The sequence below is a fragment of the Bartonella sp. AP1QHHD genome (assembly GCF_042196265.1).
Lineage (GTDB): Bacteria > Pseudomonadota > Alphaproteobacteria > Rhizobiales > Rhizobiaceae > Bartonella.
On the sequence record NZ_JBHIPW010000010.1, the window covers coordinates 41,842 to 68,141 of the forward strand.

The 26,300-nt window shown below is 38.0% G+C and carries 19 protein-coding genes, 1 pseudogene and 1 riboswitch; of the genes and pseudogenes, 9 read left to right on the forward strand and 11 right to left on the reverse strand.

What is annotated here, in order from left to right; translation table 11 throughout:
- Positions 1 to 32 precede the first annotated feature (32 nt).
- On the reverse strand, positions 33 to 851 hold the full coding sequence (locus tag ACFIME_RS01675) for a MetQ/NlpA family ABC transporter substrate-binding protein (RefSeq protein ID WP_375661864.1): 819 nt from the start codon (positions 849 to 851) through the stop codon (positions 33 to 35).
- 249 nt (positions 852 to 1,100) lie between these two features.
- Positions 1,101 to 1,331 carry a hypothetical protein gene (locus ACFIME_RS01680; protein ID WP_375684392.1) on the reverse strand — a complete coding sequence of 77 codons (231 nt, stop codon included), beginning with the start codon at positions 1,329 to 1,331 and terminating at the stop codon, positions 1,101 to 1,103.
- A gap of 38 nt (positions 1,332 to 1,369) precedes the next feature.
- On the opposite strand from ACFIME_RS01680, the gene ACFIME_RS01685 reads away from it, so the two are divergent.
- The gene (locus ACFIME_RS01685; RefSeq protein WP_375636988.1) at positions 1,370 to 2,008 is read left to right on the forward strand and encodes an SH3 domain-containing protein; all 639 of its coding nucleotides are present in this window, start codon (positions 1,370 to 1,372) and stop codon (positions 2,006 to 2,008) included.
- A 284-nt stretch (positions 2,009 to 2,292) separates the two neighbouring features.
- On the opposite strand, the gene ACFIME_RS01690 is transcribed toward ACFIME_RS01685, so the two are convergent.
- The 4 genes from ACFIME_RS01690 to ACFIME_RS01705 all read right to left on the reverse strand — a co-directional run bounded on the left by ACFIME_RS01690 (position 2,293) and on the right by ACFIME_RS01705 (position 6,775).
- A complete protein-coding gene (locus ACFIME_RS01690; RefSeq protein ID WP_375618537.1) occupies positions 2,293 to 3,324 on the reverse strand; it encodes an aspartate-semialdehyde dehydrogenase in 1,032 nt (343 codons plus the stop codon).
- 1,263 nt (positions 3,325 to 4,587) lie between these two features.
- Positions 4,588 to 4,968, reverse strand: a complete 381-nt coding sequence (locus tag ACFIME_RS01695; RefSeq protein WP_375612292.1) for a helix-turn-helix domain-containing protein — start codon at positions 4,966 to 4,968, stop codon at positions 4,588 to 4,590.
- Between the two features lie 924 nt (positions 4,969 to 5,892).
- Complete coding sequence (locus tag ACFIME_RS01700; RefSeq protein WP_375661866.1) at positions 5,893 to 6,099, reverse strand: Trm112 family protein; 207 nt, start codon at positions 6,097 to 6,099, stop codon at positions 5,893 to 5,895.
- Positions 6,100 to 6,112: 13 nt separating this feature from the next.
- Entirely contained in the window at positions 6,113 to 6,775 is a 663-nt protein-coding gene (locus tag ACFIME_RS01705) for an LON peptidase substrate-binding domain-containing protein (protein ID WP_375684393.1), read from the reverse strand.
- Positions 6,776 to 7,221: 446 nt separating this feature from the next.
- A riboswitch (glycine riboswitch) is annotated at positions 7,222 to 7,319 on the forward strand.
- 136 nt (positions 7,320 to 7,455) lie between these two features.
- Here ACFIME_RS01705 and gcvT point away from each other — a divergent pair.
- The 3 genes from gcvT to gcvP are packed head-to-tail and all read left to right on the forward strand — an operon-like array spanning position 7,456 to position 11,744.
- Positions 7,456 to 8,568, forward strand: a complete 1,113-nt coding sequence (gene gcvT / locus ACFIME_RS01710; protein WP_375684394.1) for a glycine cleavage system aminomethyltransferase GcvT — start codon at positions 7,456 to 7,458, stop codon at positions 8,566 to 8,568.
- Between the two features lie 6 nt (positions 8,569 to 8,574).
- Positions 8,575 to 8,943: a glycine cleavage system protein GcvH gene (gene gcvH / locus ACFIME_RS01715; protein ID WP_375618535.1), complete on the forward strand. Its 369-nt coding sequence runs from the start codon at positions 8,575 to 8,577 to the stop codon at positions 8,941 to 8,943.
- Between the two features lie 5 nt (positions 8,944 to 8,948).
- Positions 8,949 to 11,744 carry an aminomethyl-transferring glycine dehydrogenase gene (gene gcvP, locus ACFIME_RS01720; protein ID WP_375684395.1) on the forward strand — a complete coding sequence of 932 codons (2,796 nt, stop codon included), beginning with the start codon at positions 8,949 to 8,951 and terminating at the stop codon, positions 11,742 to 11,744.
- 1,540 nt (positions 11,745 to 13,284) lie between these two features.
- Here the strand turns inward: gcvP and alr are convergent.
- On the reverse strand, positions 13,285 to 14,400 hold the full coding sequence (alr, locus tag ACFIME_RS01725) for an alanine racemase (protein WP_375633817.1): 1,116 nt from the start codon (positions 14,398 to 14,400) through the stop codon (positions 13,285 to 13,287).
- An 805-nt stretch (positions 14,401 to 15,205) separates the two neighbouring features.
- On the opposite strand from alr, the gene ACFIME_RS01730 reads away from it, so the two are divergent.
- Both ACFIME_RS01730 and ACFIME_RS01735 read left to right on the forward strand, forming a co-directional pair.
- Positions 15,206 to 16,033: a ferredoxin--NADP reductase gene (locus tag ACFIME_RS01730; RefSeq protein ID WP_375633816.1), complete on the forward strand. Its 828-nt coding sequence runs from the start codon at positions 15,206 to 15,208 to the stop codon at positions 16,031 to 16,033.
- A gap of 18 nt (positions 16,034 to 16,051) precedes the next feature.
- A pseudogene (locus ACFIME_RS01735) lies at positions 16,052 to 16,501 on the forward strand (ferredoxin--NADP reductase); the annotation flags it as partial.
- Here ACFIME_RS01735 and eda read toward each other — a convergent pair.
- Positions 16,480 to 17,145: a bifunctional 4-hydroxy-2-oxoglutarate aldolase/2-dehydro-3-deoxy-phosphogluconate aldolase gene (eda, locus tag ACFIME_RS01740; RefSeq protein ID WP_375672082.1), complete on the reverse strand. Its 666-nt coding sequence runs from the start codon at positions 17,143 to 17,145 to the stop codon at positions 16,480 to 16,482. The pseudogene ACFIME_RS01735 and the gene eda sit on opposite strands and share 22 nt — an antisense overlap.
- Before the next feature lie 115 nt (positions 17,146 to 17,260).
- Here eda and ACFIME_RS01745 point away from each other — a divergent pair, with 115 nt between their 5' ends.
- The 3 genes from ACFIME_RS01745 (at position 17,261) to ACFIME_RS01755 (ending at position 21,671) form a co-directional block, all read left to right on the forward strand.
- Complete coding sequence (locus ACFIME_RS01745) at positions 17,261 to 18,178, forward strand: rhodanese-related sulfurtransferase (protein WP_375613636.1); 918 nt, start codon at positions 17,261 to 17,263, stop codon at positions 18,176 to 18,178.
- Positions 18,179 to 19,877: 1,699 nt separating this feature from the next.
- On the forward strand, positions 19,878 to 21,011 hold the full coding sequence (locus tag ACFIME_RS01750) for a type III PLP-dependent enzyme (RefSeq protein WP_375680886.1): 1,134 nt from the start codon (positions 19,878 to 19,880) through the stop codon (positions 21,009 to 21,011).
- A gap of 75 nt (positions 21,012 to 21,086) precedes the next feature.
- Positions 21,087 to 21,671: a GNAT family N-acetyltransferase gene (locus tag ACFIME_RS01755; RefSeq protein WP_375612299.1), complete on the forward strand. Its 585-nt coding sequence runs from the start codon at positions 21,087 to 21,089 to the stop codon at positions 21,669 to 21,671.
- A 1,071-nt stretch (positions 21,672 to 22,742) separates the two neighbouring features.
- Here ACFIME_RS01755 and ACFIME_RS01760 read toward each other — a convergent pair.
- From ACFIME_RS01760 to ACFIME_RS01770, 3 genes are all read right to left on the reverse strand, one after another.
- The gene (locus ACFIME_RS01760) at positions 22,743 to 24,314 is read right to left on the reverse strand and encodes a DHA2 family efflux MFS transporter permease subunit (RefSeq protein WP_375634787.1); all 1,572 of its coding nucleotides are present in this window, start codon (positions 24,312 to 24,314) and stop codon (positions 22,743 to 22,745) included.
- Between the two features lie 24 nt (positions 24,315 to 24,338).
- On the reverse strand, positions 24,339 to 25,433 hold the full coding sequence (locus ACFIME_RS01765) for an HlyD family secretion protein (RefSeq protein WP_375633811.1): 1,095 nt from the start codon (positions 25,431 to 25,433) through the stop codon (positions 24,339 to 24,341).
- A gap of 173 nt (positions 25,434 to 25,606) precedes the next feature.
- On the reverse strand, positions 25,607 to 25,999 hold the full coding sequence (locus tag ACFIME_RS01770; protein WP_375661869.1) for a Fur family transcriptional regulator: 393 nt from the start codon (positions 25,997 to 25,999) through the stop codon (positions 25,607 to 25,609).
- Positions 26,000 to 26,300 lie beyond the last annotated feature (301 nt).

The following is a 26,300-nucleotide window of genomic DNA, read 5'->3' on the forward strand; positions in this document are numbered from 1 at the left end:
ACTTGGCACAGTTACTCAGATATTTGGCACAATTACCAAGATGTTTGGGCGGTATTGCCAAAAATCTCTTTGATTTTTGCACGGATAAGATCGTTGTTGTAAGCGGCAACTAATTTTTTAACCCATGGCTCATCTTTTTCGCTCGTGCGTACAACGATGATATTATCATAAGGATTATTTTTTGCACTTTCCCATGCGACGACATCTTTTTCGAAGTTTAATCCGGAAACAATAGCCCAGTTTGTGTTTATAATTGCAAGATCAAAATCGTCAATAGCTCGCCCTAACATACCAGCATCGAGCTCACGAATTTGCAGGTTTTTAGGATTTTCGATAATATCAAGTGGAGATGCAAGAATATTATGAGGATCTTTTAACTTAATGAGACCTAAAGAATTGAGAAGAAGTAAGGCTCTTCCACCATTAGATGGGTCGTTCGGAATACCAACATGTGCACCATCACGAAGATCTTTTAAGTCTTTGACTTTATGCGAATAAACACCGATTGGAGCAATAAATGTATAGCCGACAATTGAAAGTTTATAGCCACGTTGTTTCATTTGTTCATTAAGATAAGGGGCGTGCTGAAAAGCATTCGCATCGATCTCTCCTGCGTTAACAGCGTCATTAGGCAAAGCGTAATCAGAAAAATAAACGAGTTCGATATCTAAACCGGCTTGTTTAGCCTGTTCAGCAGCAGTTTTCCAAATAATCGCATCCCGCCCTTCCATAATACCAAGTTTGATTTTTGATTTGTCTGCGGCCATGGAAAAAGCAGTAGACAAAAAAAGTGCAAAGAGAGAGAGGAATAATCCTATAATCCGACTACGAGAAAAATTTTTTAATGTCATATGCTTTTAACTTTCTTTTTCGAGAAATTTTTTGAGGGAAGTTTCAATATACTCTGTATCTTTTTAGGCAGATTTAAAGTTATACAAGCTTTAGAGAATATTCAATCACTTTTATTTTTTAAAGAGTATTATTTTTCCTTCTATTTTAGTTGTTTTGGGGGCTGATCATCATTTGTTCATAGAAATTCTCTGAAATTCAAATAATTAATTCTTTTATTGCAATCATTTGTTGAGGGAACCAATGCCCCTTTAAAAACTTCTGTAAGGGACAATTGGTTGAAGAACCGGACAATCAGATGATGCTTTAGCCGTAAATTCATGAAGAACATACTGCGCAATCAAGATCAAAAGGCCGTGTTCGTGTAGGCGATAAAGAGAGATTTTGTTGCAATGTTGTGGGGTTTTGGGGGGGAATAAAGGTTGCTGATCATTGGATTTAAATGCGGCAAATTTTTGCAAAGGCGAATTTTTGTCCTTCATTTTTGTCCTTCATATGTTTTAAGAGAGGAAGAAAAATAATGTTAAGAAAGAAATTTTTATCAACAATGATGACTTTATGGGCTTTAGGAGCGTCAGGGGTGGCTGTGACTGCTTTTCACGCGGAAGCTGGAACCATTACAGGAACAGTTGCTCGTGTTGCATCAGGTCAGGTATCTTTACGCACAGGTCCTGCGACAGCTTATAAAGTTATCGCAATGGTTCCAATGGGAGCAAAAGTGCAAATTTATGGCTGCCTATCCAATAAAACTTGGTGTTCTCTTAGTTATCATGGAAAAGTTGGTTGGGCATCTGCACGTTACGTCAATGTTAACGATGTTCCTACCATTGCTTTTAAAAAGATGCCAGCAAAATCAAAATCCATGGTAAAATCGCCAAAAGAAAAAGTAAAACAGGCTGTTTCCGACTTTAAAGCTCTTCCGGCGATTCAAAAAACACGGAAAAATATGCAAAAACTATACAGAACAGATATGATTATCGATTCTACAGGTGTTAAAAAAAGGGATGAACGAACAATTTTAAATCCGTCGCAAAAAGCACAAGGCGTTTCTGTAAAGCACGTGAGTGCTTATAATCCCTCCTTTCCTGATAATGTCAATTACAAAAATTTTGAACGTAATGAAACGCGTTACCGTGTCGTGACCTATCCTGCTCGATAAGGGTAAAGTTAATTTCATAACCGGAATGACAAATAGGATCAGCAGCATGAAGCAAACAATGCTTATGCTGCTGATCCTATTGTACCGTAAAATGTCATTAAGGCGGCAATGCTTAACTTAAGGTGGCGAGGCATTCAAGGATATTCAGAGTCAAATTTGACAATACCTTGGATTACAGTTCTTTAGGATGGTGATATGAACCTTCAGCTGGGGAAGGTTATACTGAAGAGAAGCCGGACTTTTGACAGGACCGGCTAGGGGCTCTTTGTCCTTCGGACAGGGCGTTAATTTGCGGACTTAGGCTTTATCAAATTACGAGAAATGAGCAATTCAGCAATTTGAACAGCATTCAATGCTGCTCCTTTTCTTAAATTATCGGCGACAACCCAGAAAGCTAAACCATTTTCAACGGTGATATCTTCACGAACACGGCTAATAAAGGTATCATCTTCTCCGGTACCTTCATAAGGTGTGGTATAACCACCATCTTCGTGTTTATCGATAAGCTGACAGCCTGGTGCATCGCGGAAGAGCGCTTGTGCTTCAGATGCGCTTAGTGGTTTTTCAAATTCAACATGGACGGCTTCGGCATGACCGATAAAGACAGGGACCCGAACAGCAGTGGCTGTTAATTTAATTTTCGGATCGAGAATTTTCTTCGTCTCAACCGTCATTTTCCATTCTTCTTTTGTATAACCATCTTCCATGAAAACATCGATATGAGGAATGACATTAAAGGCAATGCGTTTAGTGAATTTTTTTGATGTAATTGGGTCTGCAACAAAAACTGCACGTGATTGTTCGAAAAGTTCGTCCATTCCTTCTTTACCAGCTCCAGAAACAGACTGATATGTAGAGACAACAACACGTTTAATGATTGCAGCATCATGGAGAGGTTTTAAAGCTAAGACCAGTTGAATTGTTGAACAATTAGGATTTGCTATAATATTACGCTTAGAAAAGGCATTTATAGCTTCGCCATTGACTTCAGGGACTATCAACGGAACATTGGCATCATAGCGCCACGTGGAGGAATTATCGATGACGACACAGCCGGCAGCAGCAATTTTAGGGGCGTATTCTTTGGAAATGCTCCCTCCCGCAGACATAAGACAAAAATCTGTGTCAGAAAAATCGTAAGTATCCAGTGCTTTTACTTTTAAAGTTTTATCTCCATAAGAAACTTCTTGTCCTAATGAGCGTCGTGATGCTAGAGGGACAATTTCATGCGCAGGAAAACCACGTTCTTCTAAAATTGTAAGCATTTCACGACCAACATTTCCGGTTGCGCCGACAATTGCAACTTTATAACTCATTTTCTATATACTCCTCATGTCTCTCCACGTTTATTCCCCGTGCTATACTCAGGAGAGAGTGAGTTGGTCAAGGAACATCATTAAATTATATTTTTGATTTTCAACAACTCAATTTTGTGCACACCAATCATCATTGTTAGCACAATAAATTGTTTTATTTCAAATAATACGTCTCTTTTAATCTTTCAGAATTGAAAAAATTGAATATTTTACGCTAAGCTATTATCTCTTTAGAAAACACTTTAATTAAGTGAATTTCTTATCTTCTGTCAATTGTTTACCTTCTCACTTTTGAATTTTTTAAGGATGGTATTACGTATCGCGTTGGTGGAATCTTTTAATACTTTATCTGTTAATTGTTGAATTATTTAATTTTCTCCCTATACCTTTAAAAGCGAAGCTTCCTATTACAGTCTGTAAACAGCTAGATTCTAGCGGCTTCCCATTTTTCACTTAAACTAAAGGCTCAACAAGCAGGCCTAAAAATATTTAAAAAGATATTGGGCATCTAAAAAACATTTGAATGTTTCAAGGAGGTATGCGTGCTTCATATCCTCATGCCTTAAATGATAGAATTTATGGCACAACAGGATAAACTTAAGTATCCATATATAGATAAATTCTTATGAAAGTTATAAATATAGTTTTTCGTGTCTATTTTTAATTTATATTTCTTATTTTTACTTTAATCCTGTTATGCTATAAAATATCATTATTTGGAGTATGGTGGTATAAGATCTTTGATTTTTCTCAATATATTTAAGTATTTTTTTAGTGTGTGGGAATATTTTTAGGCTTGTTTGAAGAGCCTTTTTTTTAAGTAACTCATATGAGTGGAAAGTCGTTGAACACCCCCATATTTACGTTTAATAAAAGAGCAAGTTAGCACCATCATCCATTTTTTCAGCACACAATGTCGTTACAGCTCTTGGTTTGTGAGACGATTCAATAAGAGGTATGCCTTTTTGTACGTTTTTACTCACACGCCAACTTTGCTTGTAATGTGCCAACAGTGATTTTGATTGATTCAATATAGAACACGTTTGAAATGAAAGAATTTTACGATATTCGGAACACTTATTCAATATCAATAACGTTAGATTATCATTATAAATCAATGCACTATTTCTAAGTTAAACTCGTTAGAATTCGGATTATTTACAAATCAGATTAGATTAAGCATTTTCATTCTCATGAAGTGTGGGGAGACAGTCACAATTCTTGTCAATATTATTAAGGACTTTGATTATCTTTGCAATGAACTTATGAAAATAAGGGGTTATTTTTTTCATCAGAAATCAACTGCAAAATTGCTCTTTGTTTTTTGCGGGTCAGTATTCTGAAATTTTTTAAAAGTAAATATTCTGCTTTGCTTGCTATTCTGTCATCACAATGATAGAGGTTCTCTTCTTTTTTTGCGCCATCAGCATAAAAGAAGGAAACGGGAACATCTAATATATGAGCAATTTCCTGTAAACGTCTTGCACTTACGCGATTTAAGCCTTTTTCATACTTTTGGATTTGTTGGAATGTTACGCCTAAATGACTTCCTAATTGTTTTTGAGAAAACCCCATGACGTTTCTTCTAAAGCGAATTTTTTTGCCTAAAGAAATATCGTAAAAATGTAGATTTTTGGCTTTCACTTGATGTCCCCACCGGTTGCGAGCGCCCTCGCATTAGTATTCCGGGGTCTGGAAGTGCTGACTCAAAACAGCCCCTTGCTTTTAGTGCTGAAAGCACTTGGACATAACAAGAGCCCCCGGAAATTCCGGGATATCCGCAAAAGCGGTTTTATTTCTAGTTTGAGTTTTTCGGGCTTCCAGACCCTATTTGATTGTCGCGTATACAACCAAAAACACAAGCCTCCTTCATAAGGCAATTACTTTCAATCGTCAATTGAAATTACAACAGTGTTTCTTGTTTGTTTTTTCAAGTTTTCATGTAATTAATGCGTATATTATACATAAAAAATATTGCTTGAGATACTTTAGATACTTGTAAAAATTGTAAAGCGAAATTAAAGGGTGATGGTAAGGTAATGGGGTGATTTTCTCCTTTACGATTTTATGTTTTTTCCCAAAAATTAGGTTGCTTCTCCGTTTCAAAGATTACGCAAACAGATAAATATTCTTGTCCCGATATGGTATACATAAGATGATATAACTTGTCGTTTTTATTCATCTTAAATCGAGATATCTCAAATATGTTGTTCGTAAATAGTATAAATTAAAGTCCATGAAATATAACAATCTTTATGTTTAATATAATAAATTTCATTTACCTGAGTTGGTTCAAAATGTTATTATAATTCTTGCTTTTAAGAAGTTCATAAGAGCCATTTTTATTCAGATGCTTGTGTGGTGCAAGCGAATGGTTTTGATTGCTTCAGTATGAACAGGCTGGAATGAGAGAATCTGATGATATTTTTGGCTTTTGTTACAAGGTGTAAAGCGATATAAATATCTTTATTGTAAAACTCTTTTTTCAGAAATCGTAAATATTGAGATATCATATTGATAGAGACTTGATAACAGTGGGCTTGTAGAGGGAAGTTGCATGAGGATTTTTTATTTTTTATGCGTTATTTCTTCATTGTTTTGCAAAGGGCGCGCTTCTGAGGCAAGCATAATGGGAACGCCATCACGAATAGGATAGGCAAGTTTGGCTTTGAGAGAAATGAGCTCTTGTGTTTTTCGGTTGAAAGAGAGAATACCTTTCGTCATTGGGCAGACGAGCAATTCGAGCATTTTGGGATCTGTGGTCATTTTTTTCATGTTTGGACATTCATTAGTTTAAGCGGTAATCTGTTCCTGTTTGTTTCATGAGCGAGAGTTCTGTTAATGCAAGAAGAGTTTGGGCACGGCTTTCGATATCTGGAGCTTCAAGGAGAGCTTGTTTTTCTGCTGGTGTAAAGGGGATAAGGGCTGAAAAAGCATTAACCAATATAGGTGTAGGGGCTTCTATGATGCTGCTCCAATTATATTCCATTTCATGTATGGTTAGATATTTTTCTACAACGTCAAGTAAGCTCTCTCGGTTAATGCTTTCTTCAACATCAAATTCTTGCAAGTCTTTTATGTTTGATTGGATGAGAGCTGTTCGATAGGATTTTGTGTTTTTCAATTCTTGTTCTAAAGTGAAGCGGCAAACACCTTGTAAGATAATGAACAGTTGTCCATTTCCTGTTTCACTGTAGTTTGTAATGCGCCCTATACAGCCTGTTTTATAAAGTTGTGTAGAGAAGCGATCTGTATCCGATGAAAATGGTTGAATAATGCCCAATAGACGATCAGTTACCATAACATTTTCAATCATTTCAAGTGATTCTGGTTCAAAAATGTTGAGTGATAAAAAACCGCCGGGTAGTAAGAGTGCACCTTCTAAAGGAAAAAGGGCAATTTGCTTTGGAAGATCATTTTCGCAATTGTAAGAGATATTACCAGCTTTCATGAGTATTTTGTCACCTTTGTTCGGTAGTTTAGTCTGTAAATAGTCGCAATTTATGACACTATTGAGAAAGAAGAAAACCCACTTCTTGTGCATTAAAATCATACTTATAAAATACTTGAAGTCCTTATTCTAAAAAAAGAATATGAAACCCTATATTTAAGGTTGAACTGCGCGAGAAAGAATATTGCTTTGCGATCTTGTTAGTGTGTGACGTTTTGCATGATTTTCAAGAGGTATTTTTGTTTATAGCTTTTGATTTTTGTCTTAAATTTCCTAAAATGTGTTCCTTGCAATTTTTGTAAGGTTCAAAAAGATACTATTATAAATCTTTTGAAGCAGCTTATGCAAGTTTTAAAATGAGAACATTTTCATCACTTTACTAATGACAGTGTGATAAAGATGGGTTATAGATTAGAACATGCTGGAAAGAGCGTTATTGTTTCTTTCATTCTTTTGCGGGAGAGTGCAGATTGCGAGTTTTCGCATTGCCGCCGAAGGGGAAATAGCCCATAATCTCTCAGGCTTTAAGGACCGTAAAAGGAAGAAGGCAGATCTGGAAAGTCGGGAGAACCCGCGCCGAAGGTGTAAGCGAAAAATTTTTTCGCGAGTCTCTCAGGTTGATGACAGAGGGGGCAGAGACGACCATATTCTGTGGGCGTTAGCGCAGCTTTGGAGTTATTATGGGCACAGCACAAGAAACATCTTTTTTAAAAACACTTCCTTTATATGATTTGCATGAAAAAGCAGGAGCAAAATTTGGTGCTTTTGCGGGCTGGAACATGCCTTTAACTTATTCTCTTGGCGTTTTAAAAGAGCATCTTCATACGCGTGCACATGCAGGACTTTTTGATATTTCTCATATGAAATTGATTGCGGTTGAAGGGGCACAAGCTGTGGAATTTTTGTCCTATGCTTTTCCCATTGATGCAGCAGCTTTAAAGATTGGGCATTCACGGTATAATTATTTGCTTAATGAGCAGGCTGGTATTCTTGATGATCTTATCATTACCCGTTTGGAAGAGGGTCGTTTTATGTTGGTCGCCAATGCTGGGAATGCACAGGCTGATTTTGTAGAATTGGAAAAGCGTGCGGTTGATTTTGAATGTCAAGTGATTGCCCTTGAAAGGGTATTGCTTGCGCTTCAAGGTCCTGAAGCGGCAGCTGTTCTTGCTGATGCTGATTTACCAGGGAATGAATTGTTCTTTATGCAAGGATTCGAACCACAACAGGATTGGTTTATAACGCGTTCTGGTTATACGGGAGAGGATGGTTTTGAAATTGCTTTGCCTATAGGGCATGCGCATATGTTGGCTGAAAAATTGCTGAGTGATTCTCGTGTTGAGTGGATTGGACTTGCAGCACGCGATAGCTTGCGGTTGGAAGCGGGGCTGTGTTTGCATGGAAATGATATTACCCCTGATACGACACCTATTGATGCGGCTCTAACATGGGCTGTTCCTAAAAGTGTTCGAGAAAAAGCACAATTTTATGGTGCGAAGGCTTTTCTTGAAGCACTGCAAAAAGGACCGGCTCGTTGTCGTGTTGGATTAAAACCGCAAACGCGCCAACCTATTCGTGCCGGTGCGGTGCTTCTTGATGATCAAGGTAATGAGATTGGCGTTGTAACATCAGGTGGTTTTGGTCCTTCTTTTGATGGTCCTGTCGCGATGGGTTACGTTCCTGTTGATTTTAAAGTTGAAGGGACACAAGTCTTTACAGAACTGCGAGGCAAAAAGATTGTATTATCAGTTCATTCTCTTCCCTTTGTTGAACAACGTTATTTAAAAGGATGATTTTTTATGTCTAAAACTTATTTTACACATGACCATGAATGGCTTAGCGTTGAAGGGCAAGTGGTGACTGTTGGGGTTACGCATTATGCGCAAGAGCAATTAGGGGATTTGGTTTTTGTTGATTTACCACAAAGTGGAACAAAACTTTCCAAAGGAGAGGCGGCGGCTGTTGTAGAATCAGTGAAGGCGGCTTCAGATGTTTATGCTCCTCTTGATGGTGAAGTGGTCGAAATAAATGAAGCATTGGCTGATAATCCTGAATTGGTAAATCAGAAAGCCGAAACAGAAGGCTGGTTATGGAAAATGACATTGCAGGATGAGACACAACTGGAGGGGTTGTTGGATAAAGATGCTTATAAGGCTTTGATTGGATGAGTGGCATGATCGAGCGTTCTTTTTCTTCTCGACATATTGGGCTGCGTCCTGATGAAACACAAAAAATGCTTGATGTTTTAGAGCTTGATTGTGTTGAGACACTCATTTCTCAAGCTGTTCCACACTCTATCTACTTGGGACGTTCATTGAATCTTCCAGAGGCTGCTAGTGAAGGACAAGCCTTGGAAGAACTCTCCAAGATGATGGAGCGTAATTGTGTGCACAAAAGTTTTATTGGGCAAGGATATCATGGAACTTATGTGCCTCCGGTTATTTTACGAAATCTGTTTGAAAATCCTGCTTGGTATACTGCTTATACGCCTTATCAAGCAGAAATTAGCCAGGGTCGTCTAGAACTTTTGTTTTATTTTCAGACATTGGTTAGTGAACTAACAGGTTTGCCTGTTTCTGCTGCTTCCCTTCTTGATGAAGCAACTGCTTTAGCTGAAGCCAATGCCCTTGCTTTTCGCTTTTTCCGTGAGAAAAAAATAAAAATTTCTCTTCAGAGTCTTTTACACCCTCAGACTTTGAGTGTTGCGCAAACGCGTGCTGAAACACAAGGGATTCAGATTAGCCAAAATGGCGAAATTGATTCCGATACAGCGGCAATTGTTTTATCTTGGCCAGATACAAAAGGTTCTTTTCATGATTACAGTGAGATCATAAAAGAGGCAAAGGAAAAGGGAGCTTTAGTTATCGTTGTAGCTGATCCTTTAGCGCTTACCCTTCAGGAGCCACCTTCTCAATGGGGGGCAGATATCGTTGTTGGCTCTATGCAGCGTTATGGCGTTCCGATGGGATTTGGTGGTCCACATGCTGGTTACCTTGCCGTGAGTGATGCGTTAACGCGTCTTATTCCAGGGCGTATTGTTGGTCAATCCGTGGATACCAAAGGACGCGTTGGTTTTCGTTTAGCTTTGCAAACACGTGAACAACATATTCGGCGCGATAAAGCGACGTCAAATATTTGTACAGCGCAGGCTTTGTTGGCTAATATGGCAACCGCTTATGCTGTTTGGCATGGGCCAAAAGGCTTACAAGAAATTGCGCAGCGAATTCATCATTTAACATGTCGTTTTGTTGCTGGTTTAGAAGCAGCAGGAGTTCATGTTGAAGGGAAAAGCTTTTTTGATTGTGTGAGTATTTCTGTTAAGGGAAAAGCGCGAGAGATTGCGCATCAAGCCAAAATAGGTGGGCGCCTTATTCGTGTTCTCGATGATGACACTATTGCAATCAATTTTGATGAATTATCGACAGAAGAAGATGCTGGTGCTTTAGCGCAGCTTTTTGGGGCAAAACTAGGCGATCAGGTTTCTCCACGACTCTTTGGAAAAAAACGGGATACTGCTTTTCTTTCTCAGCCTTTTTTTCATGCGGTTCATTCAGAGACAGATATGATGCGCTTTTTGCGTCGTTTGGCGGATAAGGATTTGGCGCTGGATCGCGCTATGATCCCTCTTGGTTCTTGTACAATGAAGCTTAATGCCGCGGCTGAATTAATGCCTGTAAGTTGGGCTAGCATGGCCAATATACACCCCTTTGTTTCACAAGAGGATGCAGCGGGATATTTGGAGATGATCAACCAGTTAAATGCGTGGTTGTGCGAAATTACAGGATTTGCGCAAGTTTCTTTTCAGCCAAATTCTGGTGCTCAAGGTGAATATGCTGGGCTTTTGGCTATCCGACGATATTACCAATCACGGAGAGAACATCAACGTACAGTTTGTCTTATTCCTGCATCTGCGCATGGTACCAATCCAGCCTCGGCCCATATGGCAGGGATGGAAGTCGTTGTGGTAAAATGTTTAAGCGATGGTGATGTTGATGTAGACGATCTCAAGATGAAAGCGCAATTGCATAAAGATAAATTGGCCGCTCTCATGATTACTTATCCTTCAACCCATGGTGTTTATGAGGAAAGTATTAAGGAAATTTGTTCTATTATTCATGAAAATGGCGGACAAGTTTATTTTGATGGTGCTAATCTCAATGCCCTTGTGGGTCTTGCTCGTCCTGCGGATATTGGCGCTGATGTTTGTCATATGAATCTTCATAAAACATTTGCTATTCCTCATGGTGGTGGTGGTCCTGGTATGGGACCAATTGGAGTTGCAGCGCATCTCAAACCATTCTTACCAGGTCATGAACAAGATGGGACAACACATGCGGTTTCGGCTGCTCCTTATGGAAGTGCGTCTATTCTTGCGATTACATGGATGTATATTCGAATGATGGGGGCTGATGGCTTAAAATATGCAACACAAATAGCCATTTTAAATGCCAATTATATTGCTGCACGTCTTTCAGCTGCTTATTCCATTCTTTATCGGGGCAAGCATGGACGTGTTGCGCACGAATGTATTGTGGATACACGCGTGTTGAAAGAGCAGTATGGGGTGAGTGTTGATGATATTGCAAAACGTCTCATTGATTATGGATTCCATGCGCCCACGATGTCGTTTCCTGTTCCGGGAACTTTGATGATTGAGCCAACGGAATCGGAACCAAAAGCAGAGATTGATCGTTTTTGTGATGCTTTACTCTCTATTGCTGAAGAAGCTAAGAAAGTTGGTAGCGGGGTTTGGCCAAAAGACAATAATCCATTGGTGAATGCCCCTCATACAGTGGCAGATACTTTAGATGATGCTTGGGCACGACCCTATTCGCGACAAGAAGCTGCTTTTCCCAACAGTTTTCTTGATCCAGCCAATAAATATTGGCCTCCTGTATCGCGTATTGATAATGTTGCGGGAGACAGAATGCTCATTTGTTCGTGCCCGCCATTGGGAAATACCTATTAAATAACAAATATGTATTTAATTTGTTTATTTGCATAAACAAAAAAGCCCACACATTTTGTGTGGGTTTTATGCTTGTTGATCATGTTACTATGGAATTATTTGTCTATTTTCTAGAATTTTGCATTGTTTTTTTATAACATGAGCAAAATCAAAAAAGTCGACAAAAAGCTGTGTTTTGTCGGCAATAGGCATGCTCTCCTTTGCCTTCTACCGTATGGCATGGTTTTAGTGACTAGGCGGCATCGGTCTCGCCAGCTAGTTCACGTAAACGAGAGCGAAACCTACGGGGGATAGGGTCACGTCTGTTGCATGTGTTGTGATATACTCCTTCTCACTAGGGTGACGACGACCGGTTGTAGAAAGAATAAAATCAATTTTAGTGTTTTTGATGATAAAGACACGCGAAACTCTGTTGTTGCATCTTTTCGAGTCAAGAATTGTCTAAATATTTCTCTTTAATCTGCTTTTTGTAAATATGACGCAAAAATATGTAAAAACACCTGTTAGAATGAGCAAACGCAAAGCCAAATGTATTATGGGTGTTTTTTACAAGGTGTCTTATAAAAAGCCGGCACATCTTTCCACTTCATTGCAAGTCAGTTTGTAACTTTACAGCGCTGTTTTTCTAAGAGCTCGTGTGCTTTAGCTGTTACCTGTAAATCAACATCCAAACTTAACGCAGCCACATGTTTTGAGTCAGAGATTGAGAAAAAAAGAGCTTTATGAGTAGTTCCAGCTTTTGTCTGTCAGATGAGGGCGAGGGGATTGCGTATTTCTGTTGACGTAACCTTTGAAACTGGAAGACAATCTCATTTTGGGAAAATGTAAAGCCGTAAAGGTAAAACTCAATCCTCAGTTTGTCATCTCCTTTTAATTCAGCTTTGCGGCTTTCAAAAGCATTTAAAGCAATGTTTTTTTAATAATGGGGATTGCACATTGCTCCACACTTTTATTTATTGTGTTTTTTAATGGGGGCACGACCCTCATGTAAAACAGAACGCTCCAAAAAGAATATACTTGGGTTGTTAATTCACATGTTTGTTTTAAAGAGATATTTCGCTCCTAATCCCATTTCGCGACGGCGCTTGTGAATGGTGTAAGGGTAAATCTATTGATCCCCCAATCTTTACGCTTCATAACGGAGTAAGCCGGCACTATTATACACTTTGCCAGCGCCTAATGTTATAGCTCTTGGCACTATGGTTCATAAGAGGAATTATTCTTTTCTTAAATCATTTTTATCTACACATAGTCCAGCTTGTGGTATGCAAGCGAATGATTTTAATTGGGAAATTAATTTTAAAAACTTTGTAGTAGATTCTTTTTTGTCAATTTATGAGGAAAGGCTAAGTTTTTGTATTTTAGATGAAAGCTACTTCCATAAAACAGTCCATTAACTTGTCTGTTTTGAGATTTCTGTGAATGTACGGTGTCTATGACCATTCTGTGTGGTTGATTGTTGTAAAATCTTTTGTAAAAGCCCCTCAATTTTCTAAAATGATGATTTTTATCAATTTATTTCTTTATGGCTAAAGAGTTTTTATGTGTAAATGTATTTATAGCGGGAGCCAAGAGATGTTAGAATTTCATTGGGGAGGGTATCGGCATCTATAGATACTTTTTCAAGTGTTTGATGGCGACCAATGAGCTCTACCCAGTCACCAGTTTGAGGTTTTTGTTCAAGATCGGTCGTATCTACAATAATGGAATCCATAGAAACCCGCCCAACCATGGGAAGTTTGTGCCCGTTGAAATAAACAGTTCCTTTATTCGAAAGAGCACGGAGCCAGCCGTCTGCGTAGCCTATAGAAATGGTTGCAAGAGTGCTTGGTCTGTTGGTTATAAAGCTTTCTGCATAACCAACAGGTGCTCCTATATCAACAACGCGGCTTTGAATGACTTGGGCTTCAAGTTTTAAAACAGGTTTCAGAGGTGATGGGTGTTTTCCCCGCGGATCAACTCCGTAAAGTGCAATGCCTGGACGAACAAGATCAAAATAAAAATCTGATCCTAGAAAGATACCTCCAGAATTGGCAAAGGAAACTTTGCAAGCAGGCAATTGCGCAAGGATAGTTTTGAAAGAAGTCAATTGGGCATAATTTGATGGGTGGGTATCATCTTCTCCGTTAGAAAGATGACTAAGAATATATTTTATTTCTGCTTTTTCGAAAATTGTAGGGTGTTTGATGAGTTTTTGTAACTCTTTTTGATCCAGTCCTAATCGGTTCATATGGGTATCGATTTGAACAATTGCTGGAAATTTTTTATCTTTTTTTTGACAAATTTTTTGCCAATTTTCAATGGCATTCCAAGAGTTTAGAACAGGAACAATACCAGATTGTGCGACAAACTCTTCTGCTAAGTGTGGAAGTCCATTCAGAAGGGCAATCGTGACATTTGATGGTAAAATGCTTTTTAATTGGAGTGCTTCTCTGATTTGTGCGACAAAAAAAGTGCGACAACCAGCTTGATAAAGGGCAGGAGCAATTTTGTGAGCTCCTAATCCATAGGCATTTGCTTTTACAACTGCTGAACATTGTGTTGGAGCTACACGTTTGGCTAAAGTGATATAATTGGCAACAATGGCACTGACATCGATGGTTGCTACAGCTGTATAGAGTGATGTATTTATTTCATCATTAACGGATTTGTTCATTTTAAAAGCTTATCTGTGTTCGTGAAATACGGAGTTTTTTTGGTTGTTTCATTGAGGTTCTTTACGATATAGGGGAAAGACACTATTTGCTATGGTCAAAATCATAAGAAGCCTATGCTGCCATTAAAGTCATTTTTTATGTAAAATGGTACTCTGGATATAAGAGATAGTTTAGTTTTATTTGTGTTGTTATCAACATGGTATCTTCTAATGATTTGTAAAACATAGACTTTTTTACTTATTTGCCCTCGTTTAGGCATATAAAAAAATAAACATAATTTATTGTATTGTATCATTTTGAAGAGTGCAATGTTAGACTATTATTGCTGGTGTGATTGTTTTGATTAAATATTGCATTGGCTTCTTATTTAGAGAAGGTAAAATGATTAAATTAACCACGTTAAATCAATGCATTACAAGTTTTCTACCATGAGAGGGAAGATCACTCATCTGTGCAATTTTGGATGTTGTCTCATGCACTTAAAATTATTTTTATTGAATAGAAAACAGTGTAAACACTTTTTGATACATTAAAACTGTTGATTTAGAAAACTCGTTGATTTGGATATTATTTGTTTTCAAGATGGATTGGGTATCCAGTATTTACTTTCTAGTCTTTGATTGGTTTTAAGTGAAATCAATTTTATCGCTTATAGAGTGGACTAGACTCATTTATTTAATTTTGACATAAAAGTGTTAACCTTGAGGCTTTTGTGTTGAGAAAATTGTTGGCAGATGGTTGTGCAAGTACTATATCACGTCAAAGATTCGAAATTTAACGTTCAATAAAGATATGGGGAAGAGTATGAATACGTCTGCTACCAATGTTCCGTCAAGCATCAGCAGCGTTGCAAATTTTCCGATTCCTGAGAATGTGTTCGCCCTTACTGTCCAAGAGGTTTGTCATTATACAGATCGGTTATTTAAATTCCGTCTGAATCGTCCGGAAAGTTTTCGTTTTCGTTCGGGTGAGTTTGTTATGATCGGTTTGCCAAATGCAGAAAAGCCGATTTATCGCGCTTATTCGATTGCAAGTCCCTTTTGGGATGAACAGCTTGAGTTTTTTTCGATAAAAGTTCCAGGGGGACCTTTAACCGAGCATCTCCAAAAAATTAAAATTGGTGATACAGTTCTCATGCGTAAAAAATCTACAGGAACGCTGGTGCTTGATGCTCTTATTCCTGGAAAACGTCTTTATCTTCTTTCAACTGGGACGGGGATTGCTCCTTTTGCAAGCCTTATTCGTGATCCTGAAGCTTATGAAAAATTTGCAGAAGTTGTCCTTATTCAAACAACGCGCGAAAAAAATGAGTTAATTTATGCAAAAGATCTTGTTTCCTCTTTGCAACAAGATCCACTCATTGGAGAGTATGCACAACAGTTGAGATTTTATCCTATGACTACTCGTGAAGCTTCTGAGCATATGGGTCGTATTACAACTGTGATGGAAAGTGGGGACTTTTTTGAAACAACAGGCCTTCCTAAGATTCATCCTGATGAGGATCGGGTGATGATTTGTGGTTCCATGGCTATGTTAAAAGATTGCGCAAGGATGTGTGAAAGCTTTGGTCTTGTTGAAGGGGCCAATAATGCTCCTGCTACTTATGTTGTAGAGCGCGCTTTTGTGGAGTAATGAGTGGGAAAGTTGATGCTTTATCTTCTTTCAAACCGGTACGGTTTTTTTTCTTTTGCAAGCTTTATTCGTGAGCCTGACATTTATGAAAAATTTTCAGAAGTTGTTCTTATTTAAATAACGCGCGAAAAGAATGAGTCAATTTGTGCAAAAGATCTTGTTTCCTTTTTGCAATAAGATCCACTCATTGTGGGGCATATGCACAACAGCTGAAATTTTATCCTATGACCACTCGTGAGCTTTCTGAGCATATGGGGCGTATTACGACTGTTATGGAGAGTGGGTGCTTTTTTGAAACAAGCGGCTTTGAAACAATAGAACTCGCAAAATTCATCCTAATGAAGATTGGGTGATGATTTGTGGTTCCATGGCAATGTTAAAAGATTGCGCAAGGATGTGTGAAAGCTTTGGTCTTGTTGAAGGGACTGATATTCTTGCACTTTACATTATATTGTAGAAAGAGCTTTTTTCGAGGGAGAGGGAAGTTGTGATGCGGTATATGCTAATGCAGTAATCGAATCCCAATCACTTATTGCAATGAGTTTTTGGGGCGCTATCCAAGAACCTCCAACGCAGAAGACATTGGGCAGTTGGAGCCATTGTGGTGCACTTTTTTGTGTAATACCGCCTGTTGGGCAAAACCGGATATCAGAGAAGGGAGATGCTAAAGCTTCGATGAAGGAAATGCCCCCAGCAGCTTCAGCAGGGAAAAATTTAAGATATGAATAGCCTTTGTTTAATGCTTGCATGAGTTCACTTGGGGTCATTGCACTGGGAAGAAGGGGAATTTCACTATTTTTTGCACAATTGATTAGTTCATTGGATAATCCGGGGCTTACAATAAACTTGGCTCCAGCTTGTTCGGCTTTTTCGTAATGTGTTGTGTTGAGAATTGTGCCGGCTCCAACAATTGCTTCAGGGACTTCTTGTGTAATTTTCTGAATTGCTTTGAGGGCATTTGGTGTTCGCAAGGTGATCTCAATTGTTTTTAATCCACCTTTGACAAGAGCGCGTGTTAAGGGTACAGCACTTTGTAGATTGTCAATGAGTAAAACAGGTATAACAGTTTGTCCTTGGAGATATAATAAAAGCTTTTCTCTTTTTTGGCACATGATATTTTTTCTTCTTGGAGATGATATTATTTGTATCGTTTGATTAAGCACAATATGTTAAAGAGTACATGAATAAATCTTGAAATTGAATGAAACGCGCGTTATGGCAAAACACATGGAAAAGAATTTTAAAGTTGCTGCACTTTATTGCTTTGCAGATTTGAAGCATTATCATCAATTACAAAAACCTTTGCAGGATTTATGTCAAGCAAAGGATATCAAAGGCACTCTGCTTTTAGCACAAGAGGGCATTAATGGAACAGTTGCTGGTTCTTGTGATGCGATTGAGGCATTGGTGGATTTTATTACGGCTGAGCCAGCGTTTCAAACGCCGGAGATTAAATATTCATGGGCATCAAAAATGCCTTTTCATCGCATGAAAGTGCGGTTGAAAAAAGAGATTGTGACAATGGGGGTTGAAGGGGTTGATCCGCTAAAAGTTGTTGGTACTTATGTCGATCCTGAAGATTGGAATGCTCTTATTCAAGATGAAGAGACAATTTTAATCGATACACGGAATGACTATGAATATGCGATAGGGAGTTTTCAAGGAGCGATTGATCCGCAGATTAAAACATTTCGCGAATTTCCTGAATGGGTGCGTAAACATGAGGCTGAGTTAAAGAAAAAAAAGAAAATTGCTATGTTTTGTACAGGCGGCATTCGGTGTGAAAAATCAACAGCTTATGTTCGTGATCTTGGTTATGAGCAAGTCTACCATCTAAAAGGAGGTATTCTGAAATATTTAGAAAAAATTCCAAAAGAGAAGAGTTTATGGTGGGGTGAGTGTTTTGTTTTTGATGAGCGTGTTTCTGTTCAACATGGTCTTGAAGAATGTGGACGCGAATTATGTCGTGCGTGTCGTTCTCCTCTTAATGCTGAAAGCAAATTATCGCCTCATTATGAGGAAGGTGTTTCCTGTGATGCTTGTTATAACACGCGTAGTGAAGCCGATAGAGAGCGCTTTCGTGAGCGCCATAGGCAATTTCAATTGTTGAAGTTGCGTGCAATTGATTCTCATCAAGGGACATAAGGATATCGCAGTGTAGAGTTTTAAGTTGTAGCGTTTTTCTCTTAAATTTAAGAGAGAAGAGTTTTTTAATATTGGTAGAAAAATATTTTATAAGACCGGATATTATTCGGTCTTTTTGTTTATGTTAAATTATTTGACTTATAAATAATCATTATAGATTGTTCGCTCTCCTTGACTTTATAGGATTGAGTTTTCAAATACTTTTCATTTTAAAATAGAAAAGCCGTTCACCAACAGCGCAGAGGAGGGAGATTTATAGTTTAAGAGAAAAGCGTATGAATAAGATGTGATTAATAAGAGGAGATGAAAAAGCAGATGCTAGGTGGAAAAAATAAAATGATAATAGGAGTTTATGATTTCAGAATTTAATATAATACATTAATTTATAATGATAATTTATTTTCATTTGAATAAAATAGTTCAATATTGTGAACTTTATTGCTTTCAGATTAGATGAGAACGAATCGCGTAAAATTCATTCACTTGTACGTTGCAAATGGGAGCAACGTGTGGACAAAAATCATTTTAGATAAGGTGTTATGAAACATTTCAATGTAGGAGTTTCTGCAATATTGAGAGTTGGCAGATAGAATGGGAGCGTTTGTTTTTAATTTCATAAGTATAAAGAGGGTGAGATGTAGTTGATCTATATCATACAAGCTATATTATACGGGGAATTCTTCATGATATTTTGCTTAAGCGATGCTGTGAAATGAATGTGGAAGTAGGGATGTTTTTTAGGATGTAAATGAGAAAGATGATGGCGTTTTGTTGGGGGAAGGACACGTTATCTTTAAAGACGATGGTGCTTCAGTCGTTACTATCCTCAGTCTTCAATGTTGGTCATCTTTGCATTTGAGAGGATATATAAGAGGTACTCCTTTTTTCAATTGTTTTTTATTTGTGATGCGCAAAAGAATGATTTTAATTGATTCATTGTAAGAGGGTTGAAATAAGAGGATTTTATAATGGGATTTTTGTTTAAGGGTACAATAATAAATTATCATTATAAATTAAGTTTTGAATAATTTATTTTGCGTTATTTTCTGCTGCGGATATTAGGAAATAGAATAGGGTAAAGAAACGAGGGGCTTTAAACGCAAGACAGTGATTTATGTTGCACGGATGATGTAAGGGGTGTGATCTCATGAAAGCGGATGGATGGCTTTGTCTGGGGGAGAGTGTTGTTTTTTCGCATCATTTTATCTTTAAGAATTAAAAAATGTTTAAAATTAAAAAAATGATTGAAATGAGAAAGAATTCGTTTTATAGGATGCTTTGCCCAAAGTCGCACGTGCCTGTGGGTGTCCGCTGGTTCTCAAATGGTGAGATTAACCGGTACGGTACCTGGAACTAACCGCTCCAGTCATTCTTACAGCCAATTGCAAGAATGAGGACATCTTGAAGCAACGACGGTGCGGGCCTTTCTGGTGTCTTCCAGTTTTTAAATGCTGGGATAACTATAGAGGCACACCTCATTGCCTTCAGTGCGGAAGTGGTTTTCTCAACTCCAATCAAAAAGGCAGATAAAATAGAATAACGCGGCTTCGCGCTGTTCTTTCGCTGCATGCAATGCTAATTTCTGATTTTTTGTAATCAGAATGGGGATAGTTGTTGTGTGTTTTTTGTCCTTTAGCTTTTGGCAGCTTTGGCTGTCCAAGCATAGAGTGGGGGAGCTTTCCCTCAAGGAGAATTGCAGATGGCAACGCAACGTATTCGCGATTTTCTTGCAACACATCGTTCTGAAGGTCCATGCTTAATTGTTGACCTTGATGTTGTTCGTGACAACTATTTAAATTTTGAAAAAGCTCTGCCGCAGTCTCGTATTTTTTACGCAATAAAGGCAAATCCAGCTCCTGAAATCTTGCGTTTGCTAAGTTCTTTAGGATCTTCTTTTGATGCGGCTTCTGTTGCAGAAATTGAAATGGCTTTAAAAGCAGGAGCAACGTCAGAGCGTATTTCTTTTGGGAATACGATTAAAAAAGAGCGTGATATTGCACGAGCATATGCACTGGGAGTTTCACTTTATGCCGTTGATTGTGTTGAAGAAGTGGAAAAAATTGCGCGTGTTGCTCCAGGAACACGTGTTTTTTGCCGTGTTCTTACCGATGGCAAAGGTGCAGAGTGGCCATTGTCACGCAAATTCGGTTGTGTTCCAGCTATGGCGGTTGATGTTCTAAGACGGGCACATCAATTGGGTTTGCAAGCCTACGGTGTTTCTTTTCATGTTGGATCTCAGCAGGTTGATCTGAGTGCGTGGGATCGTGCTTTATCGGATGCTGCTACAGTGTTTAAGCGTTTGGAACAAGAAGGTATTTCACTAAGGTTGGTGAATATGGGGGGCGGTTTTCCAACGCGTTATTTGAAAGATGTCCCTACAGAACAAGCTTATGGTACAGCAGTTTTTGATTCATTGAAAAAGCATTTTGGTAATCGTATCCCTGAGACGATTATTGAGCCAGGACGTGCGATGGTTGGCAATGCTGGTGTTATTCGTACAGAAGTTGTTCTAATATCTAAAAAAGCTGATAATGATAATGTACGATGGGTTTATCTTGATATTGGAAAATTTAATGGTCTTGCTGAGACTATGGATGAAGCCATTCGTTATCCTATTGAGACACCTCATGATGATAAGGTAATGGAGCCTTGTATTTTGGCTGGACCAACATGCGATTCGGCAGATGTTCTCTATGAAAAAACACCTTATCCGCTTCCTCTATCCCTAACGATAGGAGATGAAATATTGATTCATGGAACGGGTGCTTACACAACAACTTACGCATCGGTTGCTTTTAATGGTTTTGAGCCTTTACGATCATATGTGATCTGAGGTTTCCTTTTAACTATAGTTTTTTTAGACTTTTTGCTATGCTCGTCATGGCGCTATAAGAGGGCGGTCATTGAGATGAACATGATGAACTTTCAAACAAAAGATGGGGCATGTTTTACACTTTTATTGGAGCAAGAAACCGATAAGCCTTATCGAGAAATTTTGCTTGATTCAACGATGGGGTATGGACGTAAACGTAAATCATCAGAGGCTTTACGTCGTGGTCGGTTAGCTGCTCAAGGACTTTCTTTTGTGGTTAAAAATGCGCTTGGAGAGCTTGTGGGAAGTGTCCGTCTTTGGCATGTTTCTTTTTCTAAAAGAAAAAATAAAACACAACATGCTTTACTTTTGGGCCCCTTGGCTGTTGCATCTGAATGTGCTGGTATGGGAATAGGATCAATTTTAGTCCGCCATGCAATTGAAACAGCAAAAAAATTGGGATATGGCGCCATTTTGCTGGTAGGGGATTTTGAATTTTATCAACGTTTTGGCTTTTCAAATAGTTTAACAGAAAATTTGGCAATGCCTGGTCCTTACGAAAAGCATCGCTTTCAAGCGTTGGAACTGATACCACATTATCTTTCTGGGTGTTATGGCACTTTGGTTCCTAGTGGAGAACGAGAAGTTTCAAATCGTTTTCAGCATCATAAAGTGGCTTGAAGATCGTGTTTATTTTGTTTTTCAACAGCTGGCATTGAGGAGAGCATACTGTTTTGGCTAGAGCCAAAGTATTTAGCGGTACAAAGTTTTTGGGGAGTTGTATTGCGATTTTATTATATGGCTGGTTTCTTATTTTTGATAATTTCAGTTAAGTGAGTAGGAATATATTTTAAGCTCATTTTTTGAAATAGCGTCCTATTTTATAATATTAAAGGAACCGGATTTTTGAGTGGTTTTGTATTCTTTAAAAGCCAGTATCATCATACATTTTCCAGTTTTCAATATCGTTGGTAGATCTTGCATCGAAACGGTTGGATATTTTATTTTTTTCTTAAACAGTTTTTGTTTCTTTGCTTTTTATGTGCAAGGGAATGGTTTTGATTGATTCAATAGAGAGATATTTTGAGAAATTTTATACAATTTTAGCGCTTGTTGAAAGAGAAGGGGCTTAAGAAAGAAAAATATGCAGCAGTAGAATCAAAATTATAGGTATCAGCTTTTTTAAAAGAGTGTAAAAAATAAAATTACATGTTCAAAAGCAGCTTTTTTGAAAAAAATATATAATTACTTTTTTACTATAAAGGTAAATCGTTTTGCAATTAGCATGAGAGGATCAAATACAAAATGATTTTTTCATGTAAAATTTTGCATTCAGAATCAAAAAAACGTTGTCCTACACATTATAAGGGAAATAGGTGCGTGAATAAAAATCACAAGATTCATAAATCTTTTATGAATATTCTTGTAAGACTCAAAAGAGTAAAGGGCCAAGAATCTTTTAATCTTTTGTGCCCTATGGTGATAAATCAAAAATCTTATAGAAATAGCTGCTTTATCTTTATAGTGTGGAGCACGTTAGGTAAGATCTTTGTTTACCGATCATCTAAAACAATTTTTGTATGCGAGAAGTTATTTTAAAAGTGCGTAAAGAGCCTGCATTGAAAAGAATTTTTATCAGAAGAATCATTTAGAATCACATATTTATTTACACTGTCTCTTGAGAAAAGGTAAAGTGCATAGGAAGCGAGGAAAGTGATAAGGATAAAAAATATTTCTCAATTTTAATTAAGCTTAGTGATTTGGTGGTGAATCCATGAGAGGTGGTATTTTTTTGAGAAACATGGTCATAAATGTCAAAACACCAAAGATGATGGTTATGATAAAGAAAATATCACTAAAAGCCATAATCATTGCTTGTATGCGTACCATATTAAACAATTGAGAAAGAGCCAGGGTATAGGAATCAAAGGTTTCTGTTTTGAATAATAAAGTAAGCTTTGAAAGCATTTCAGTTGCTTGTCTGTTTGCGTGGTTAAGTGTTTCGGCTATTCGTTCATAATGGAAATCTGTGCGTTTTGTCATGATAGTGCTGATAATGGCAAGCCCTACAGCACCACCTAGATTCCGTGTGAGATTAAAGAGTCCAGAAGCATTTTGCATTCGTTCTGGTGGGAGTGTTCCCAAGGCAATATTATTAATAGGAACCATACATAACATTACAGAAGCACCACGGAAAACTTGCGGCCAAAAAAGCTGCCAAAAATCCCACTTATCTGTGATAGTGCTTGCCATCCAAGTGCCTATTGCAAAACCAAAAAGTCCTATTGCCATCATTAAACGTGCATCCATTCGTGCTGAAAGGAATCCTGCAAGGGGAGCCGTTAATAACATGACGAATCCTGAAAGAAACAATGTTTCTCCAATCATAAGGGCATCATAATGGCGGATTTGGCTCAAATAGACAGGATAAAGGTACGTGAGTCCATAAAGACCTATCCCCAGTGAAAAGGAAAAAATGGATGCAGCTGAAAAATTAAAATTAGAAAAAGTAGAGAGATCTACAATGGGTTCTTTTGCTGTAAAAGCACGCCAGAAGAACAAGGCGGCAGCAAGAATCATGATAATGAATAAATTCCGAACTAGCCTATCATTCAGCCAATCATGACGTGCGCCTTCTTCTAGTACATACTCTAAAGTTCCTAGAAAAACAGCCATAGAAATGAGCCCCAACCAGTCAAATTTAGCCATGAGAGATGGATTTGCTTTATCAAAATCAATCAATTTCCAAGCGAGAATTGAAATAATAATCCCAAAAGGCACATTAATGAGAAAAAGCCAGTGCCATGATAAGATATGACAAAGATAACCTCCGACCGTTGGACCAATAGTGGGGGCTAATGTTGCGACTAGTCCAACAATAGGGGTAACAATTGGGCGTTTGGAAGGAGGGAAAAGAACATAAGAGGCGACAAAAACGCTTGGGATAATTCCTCCACCAATAAAACCTTGCAATGCACGGTAGATAATCATCTCTCCAATAGATGTTGCTGTTGCACAAAGAACAGAAGTAATCGTAAACCCGATCGCTGATATGGTGAAGAAAATACGTGTTGAAAGCAATCTTCCTAAGAATCCAGAAAGGGGCAACATGATGACTTCAGCGATGAGATAGGAGGTTTGAACCCATGAAATTTCTTCAGAGCTTGCAGAAAGACCAGCTTGAACTTCGGCTAAAGAGGAGGCAACGATTTGTATATCCAAAATCGCCATGAACATGCCAAAGGCCATAACTATGAAAATCACAATGTTACGGATTTCTATGCGCTCTTGAGACTGTATGGGCTTTGGTATTGAAGATGTCATAATAATGAGGTCATTTGCTTGTTATTATAAGAGACTTTTATCTTGTGGTTTTGTACGTGTATCAACTTCTACTGAAACACTCATTCCTGCTCGGATATGTCCGGTCTTTAAGACTTCTTCTGGAATAGAAATACGTACGGGAATGCGTTGGACAATCTTTGTAAAGTTACCGGTAGCGTTTTGTGGAGGAAGAAGAGAAAAAACAGCACCTGTTGCAGGTGAAATAGAAAGCACTGTTCCTGTAAAGACCTGCTTTTTGAAGGCATCAACAGAAATATAAGCCTTTTGTCCTGCATGAATATTTTGCAACTGTGTTTCTTTATAGTTTGCTTCAATATAAAGTGCATGGATGGGGACTAACGCTGCAAGACGTTGGCCATTTACAACAAAATCTCCCGTTTTTGCTGTTAAATTTCCTATGATTCCATCAAATGGCGCGCGTATAATGGTTGAATCAAGATCACGTTGTGCTTTTTCACGCGAAAGTTCTAAACTCTTTGTTTGGCTTTCTGTTTCACTTCGTTGTGCTTCTAGTACTCGGATATTTGCACGTGCTGCAGCGATTTGTGCATCTGCTCTGTTAATATTTGCAATGGCTTGTTCATAAGCTGATTTGGCATCATCGACATCAGATTGAGGAGCATAACGATTGGCTTTCAGTTCTGTTACACGTTTTAAGGTGAGTTGTGCATTGGTTGCTATGGCTGAAGCGGCTGCTTTTTGCGCTTTTGCATCATCTAAAGCACTATGAGCGGCTGTGATTTGTGCATCAATGCGTAGAAGTGTTTTTTTCTGTGTGTCAAGATGCGCTTTTGTTTGATCCAAGGCTATTTGATAATCACCATTGTCTAAGTAAAATAAAACATCGTCCTTTTTTACAACTTGGTTGGCTTTAATGGCAATTTTTGCAATATATCCATTTAATTTAGTCGCAATAGCGGCTATATCTCCTTGTACATAGGCATCTTCAGTGGATAGCATATAACGCCATTGCGTTATCCATTTGTAGCTAAACCAAAGCACAAAGAGTGCAAAGACAATAAGAAGAGCCTTGATTACTTTCTTTTTTTGCGTTTTATTGAAATTTTTGGTTGAAAAAATTGTCTCAGCTACGGACATGATTTTATACTTTCAATATTTATGTTCCAATGAGTATAATAAACCCATCACTAAGATCGGGTGATATACATGCACGGACGATAAGAGCTTTTCAAACAATAAGGCGATCCCTGGTACATAATGCTAAATATATAAACTTGCAAGTTAGAGATCTTGTTTTCAAGTTAGCGGTCTTATTTTATTGCGCATTTTTTACAAAGACCTCGTACTTCTAAGGTGCTTTTATGTGCTTGGAAGTCAACAGCTTGAACCATCTGTTTTAAACTCGATACAATCGTTTGATTTTGTATTTCGTTGACTGTGCCACAGTTTTCGCAAATTATAAACGTTGTAAGTTCATGTTGACAGTTTTCAGGGTGTAAACAGATCATAAAGGCATTTACACTTTCAAGACGATGAATACACTTTAACTGTACGAGTTTTTCTAACGCACGATAAACTTGGAGAGGTGCACGAAAACCTTCTTCGCGTAAGTGATTGAGAATCGCATAAGCACTTAAAGGCCCTTTTGCATTTTTTAAAGTGTTTAAAACCAATGTTTGGTTACGCGTCAGTTTAGATGACATTGACATCTTCCTTTTGCTCTCGTGGAAAAGCATAAAGCGTGTAAGATATTTATGCAATGGTGATTATAGAATATGTACTCTATCTTTAGCCTTTTACATGACATCCTTGCGATATGTAAGAAAAGTTGCAATCGTTGTGAGGGGAGGGGTATTATAATCTGAAAGCCGCTGCTATCGGGCATGAAACTTTTATACGCTTCTTATTTTTCCTATAATTGCTTGTTGCCAATAATGTCTTGAAATAGGATTTTTTGTTCAATATTTTATTGGTATTGTTTTGGGCATTTTATTTAAAAAAAAA

Excerpts from the sequence above, each read along its gene's own strand:
- ACFIME_RS01675 (WP_375661864.1), bottom strand. The coding sequence starts at position 851 with ATGACATTAAAAAATTTTTCTCGTAGTCGGATTATAGGATTATTCCTC.
- ACFIME_RS01680 (WP_375684392.1), bottom strand. The coding sequence starts at position 1,331 with ATGAAGGACAAAAATTCGCCTTTGCAAAAATTTGCCGCATTTAAATCC.
- ACFIME_RS01685 (WP_375636988.1), top strand. The coding sequence starts at position 1,370 with ATGTTAAGAAAGAAATTTTTATCAACAATGATGACTTTATGGGCTTTA.
- ACFIME_RS01690 (WP_375618537.1), bottom strand. The coding sequence starts at position 3,324 with ATGAGTTATAAAGTTGCAATTGTCGGCGCAACCGGAAATGTTGGTCGT.
- ACFIME_RS01700 (WP_375661866.1), bottom strand. The coding sequence starts at position 6,099 with ATGAAAAAAATGACCACAGATCCCAAAATGCTCGAATTGCTCGTCTGC.
- ACFIME_RS01705 (WP_375684393.1), bottom strand. The coding sequence starts at position 6,775 with ATGAAAGCTGGTAATATCTCTTACAATTGCGAAAATGATCTTCCAAAG.
- gcvT (WP_375684394.1), top strand. The coding sequence starts at position 7,456 with ATGGGCACAGCACAAGAAACATCTTTTTTAAAAACACTTCCTTTATAT.
- gcvH (WP_375618535.1), top strand. The coding sequence starts at position 8,575 with ATGTCTAAAACTTATTTTACACATGACCATGAATGGCTTAGCGTTGAA.
- gcvP (WP_375684395.1), top strand. The coding sequence starts at position 8,949 with ATGATCGAGCGTTCTTTTTCTTCTCGACATATTGGGCTGCGTCCTGAT.
- alr (WP_375633817.1), bottom strand. The coding sequence starts at position 14,400 with ATGAACAAATCCGTTAATGATGAAATAAATACATCACTCTATACAGCT.
- ACFIME_RS01730 (WP_375633816.1), top strand. The coding sequence starts at position 15,206 with ATGAATACGTCTGCTACCAATGTTCCGTCAAGCATCAGCAGCGTTGCA.
- eda (WP_375672082.1), bottom strand. The coding sequence starts at position 17,145 with ATGTGCCAAAAAAGAGAAAAGCTTTTATTATATCTCCAAGGACAAACT.
- ACFIME_RS01745 (WP_375613636.1), top strand. The coding sequence starts at position 17,261 with ATGGAAAAGAATTTTAAAGTTGCTGCACTTTATTGCTTTGCAGATTTG.
- ACFIME_RS01750 (WP_375680886.1), top strand. The coding sequence starts at position 19,878 with ATGGCAACGCAACGTATTCGCGATTTTCTTGCAACACATCGTTCTGAA.
- ACFIME_RS01755 (WP_375612299.1), top strand. The coding sequence starts at position 21,087 with ATGAACATGATGAACTTTCAAACAAAAGATGGGGCATGTTTTACACTT.
- ACFIME_RS01760 (WP_375634787.1), bottom strand. The coding sequence starts at position 24,314 with ATGACATCTTCAATACCAAAGCCCATACAGTCTCAAGAGCGCATAGAA.
- ACFIME_RS01765 (WP_375633811.1), bottom strand. The coding sequence starts at position 25,433 with ATGTCCGTAGCTGAGACAATTTTTTCAACCAAAAATTTCAATAAAACG.
- ACFIME_RS01770 (WP_375661869.1), bottom strand. The coding sequence starts at position 25,999 with ATGTCATCTAAACTGACGCGTAACCAAACATTGGTTTTAAACACTTTA.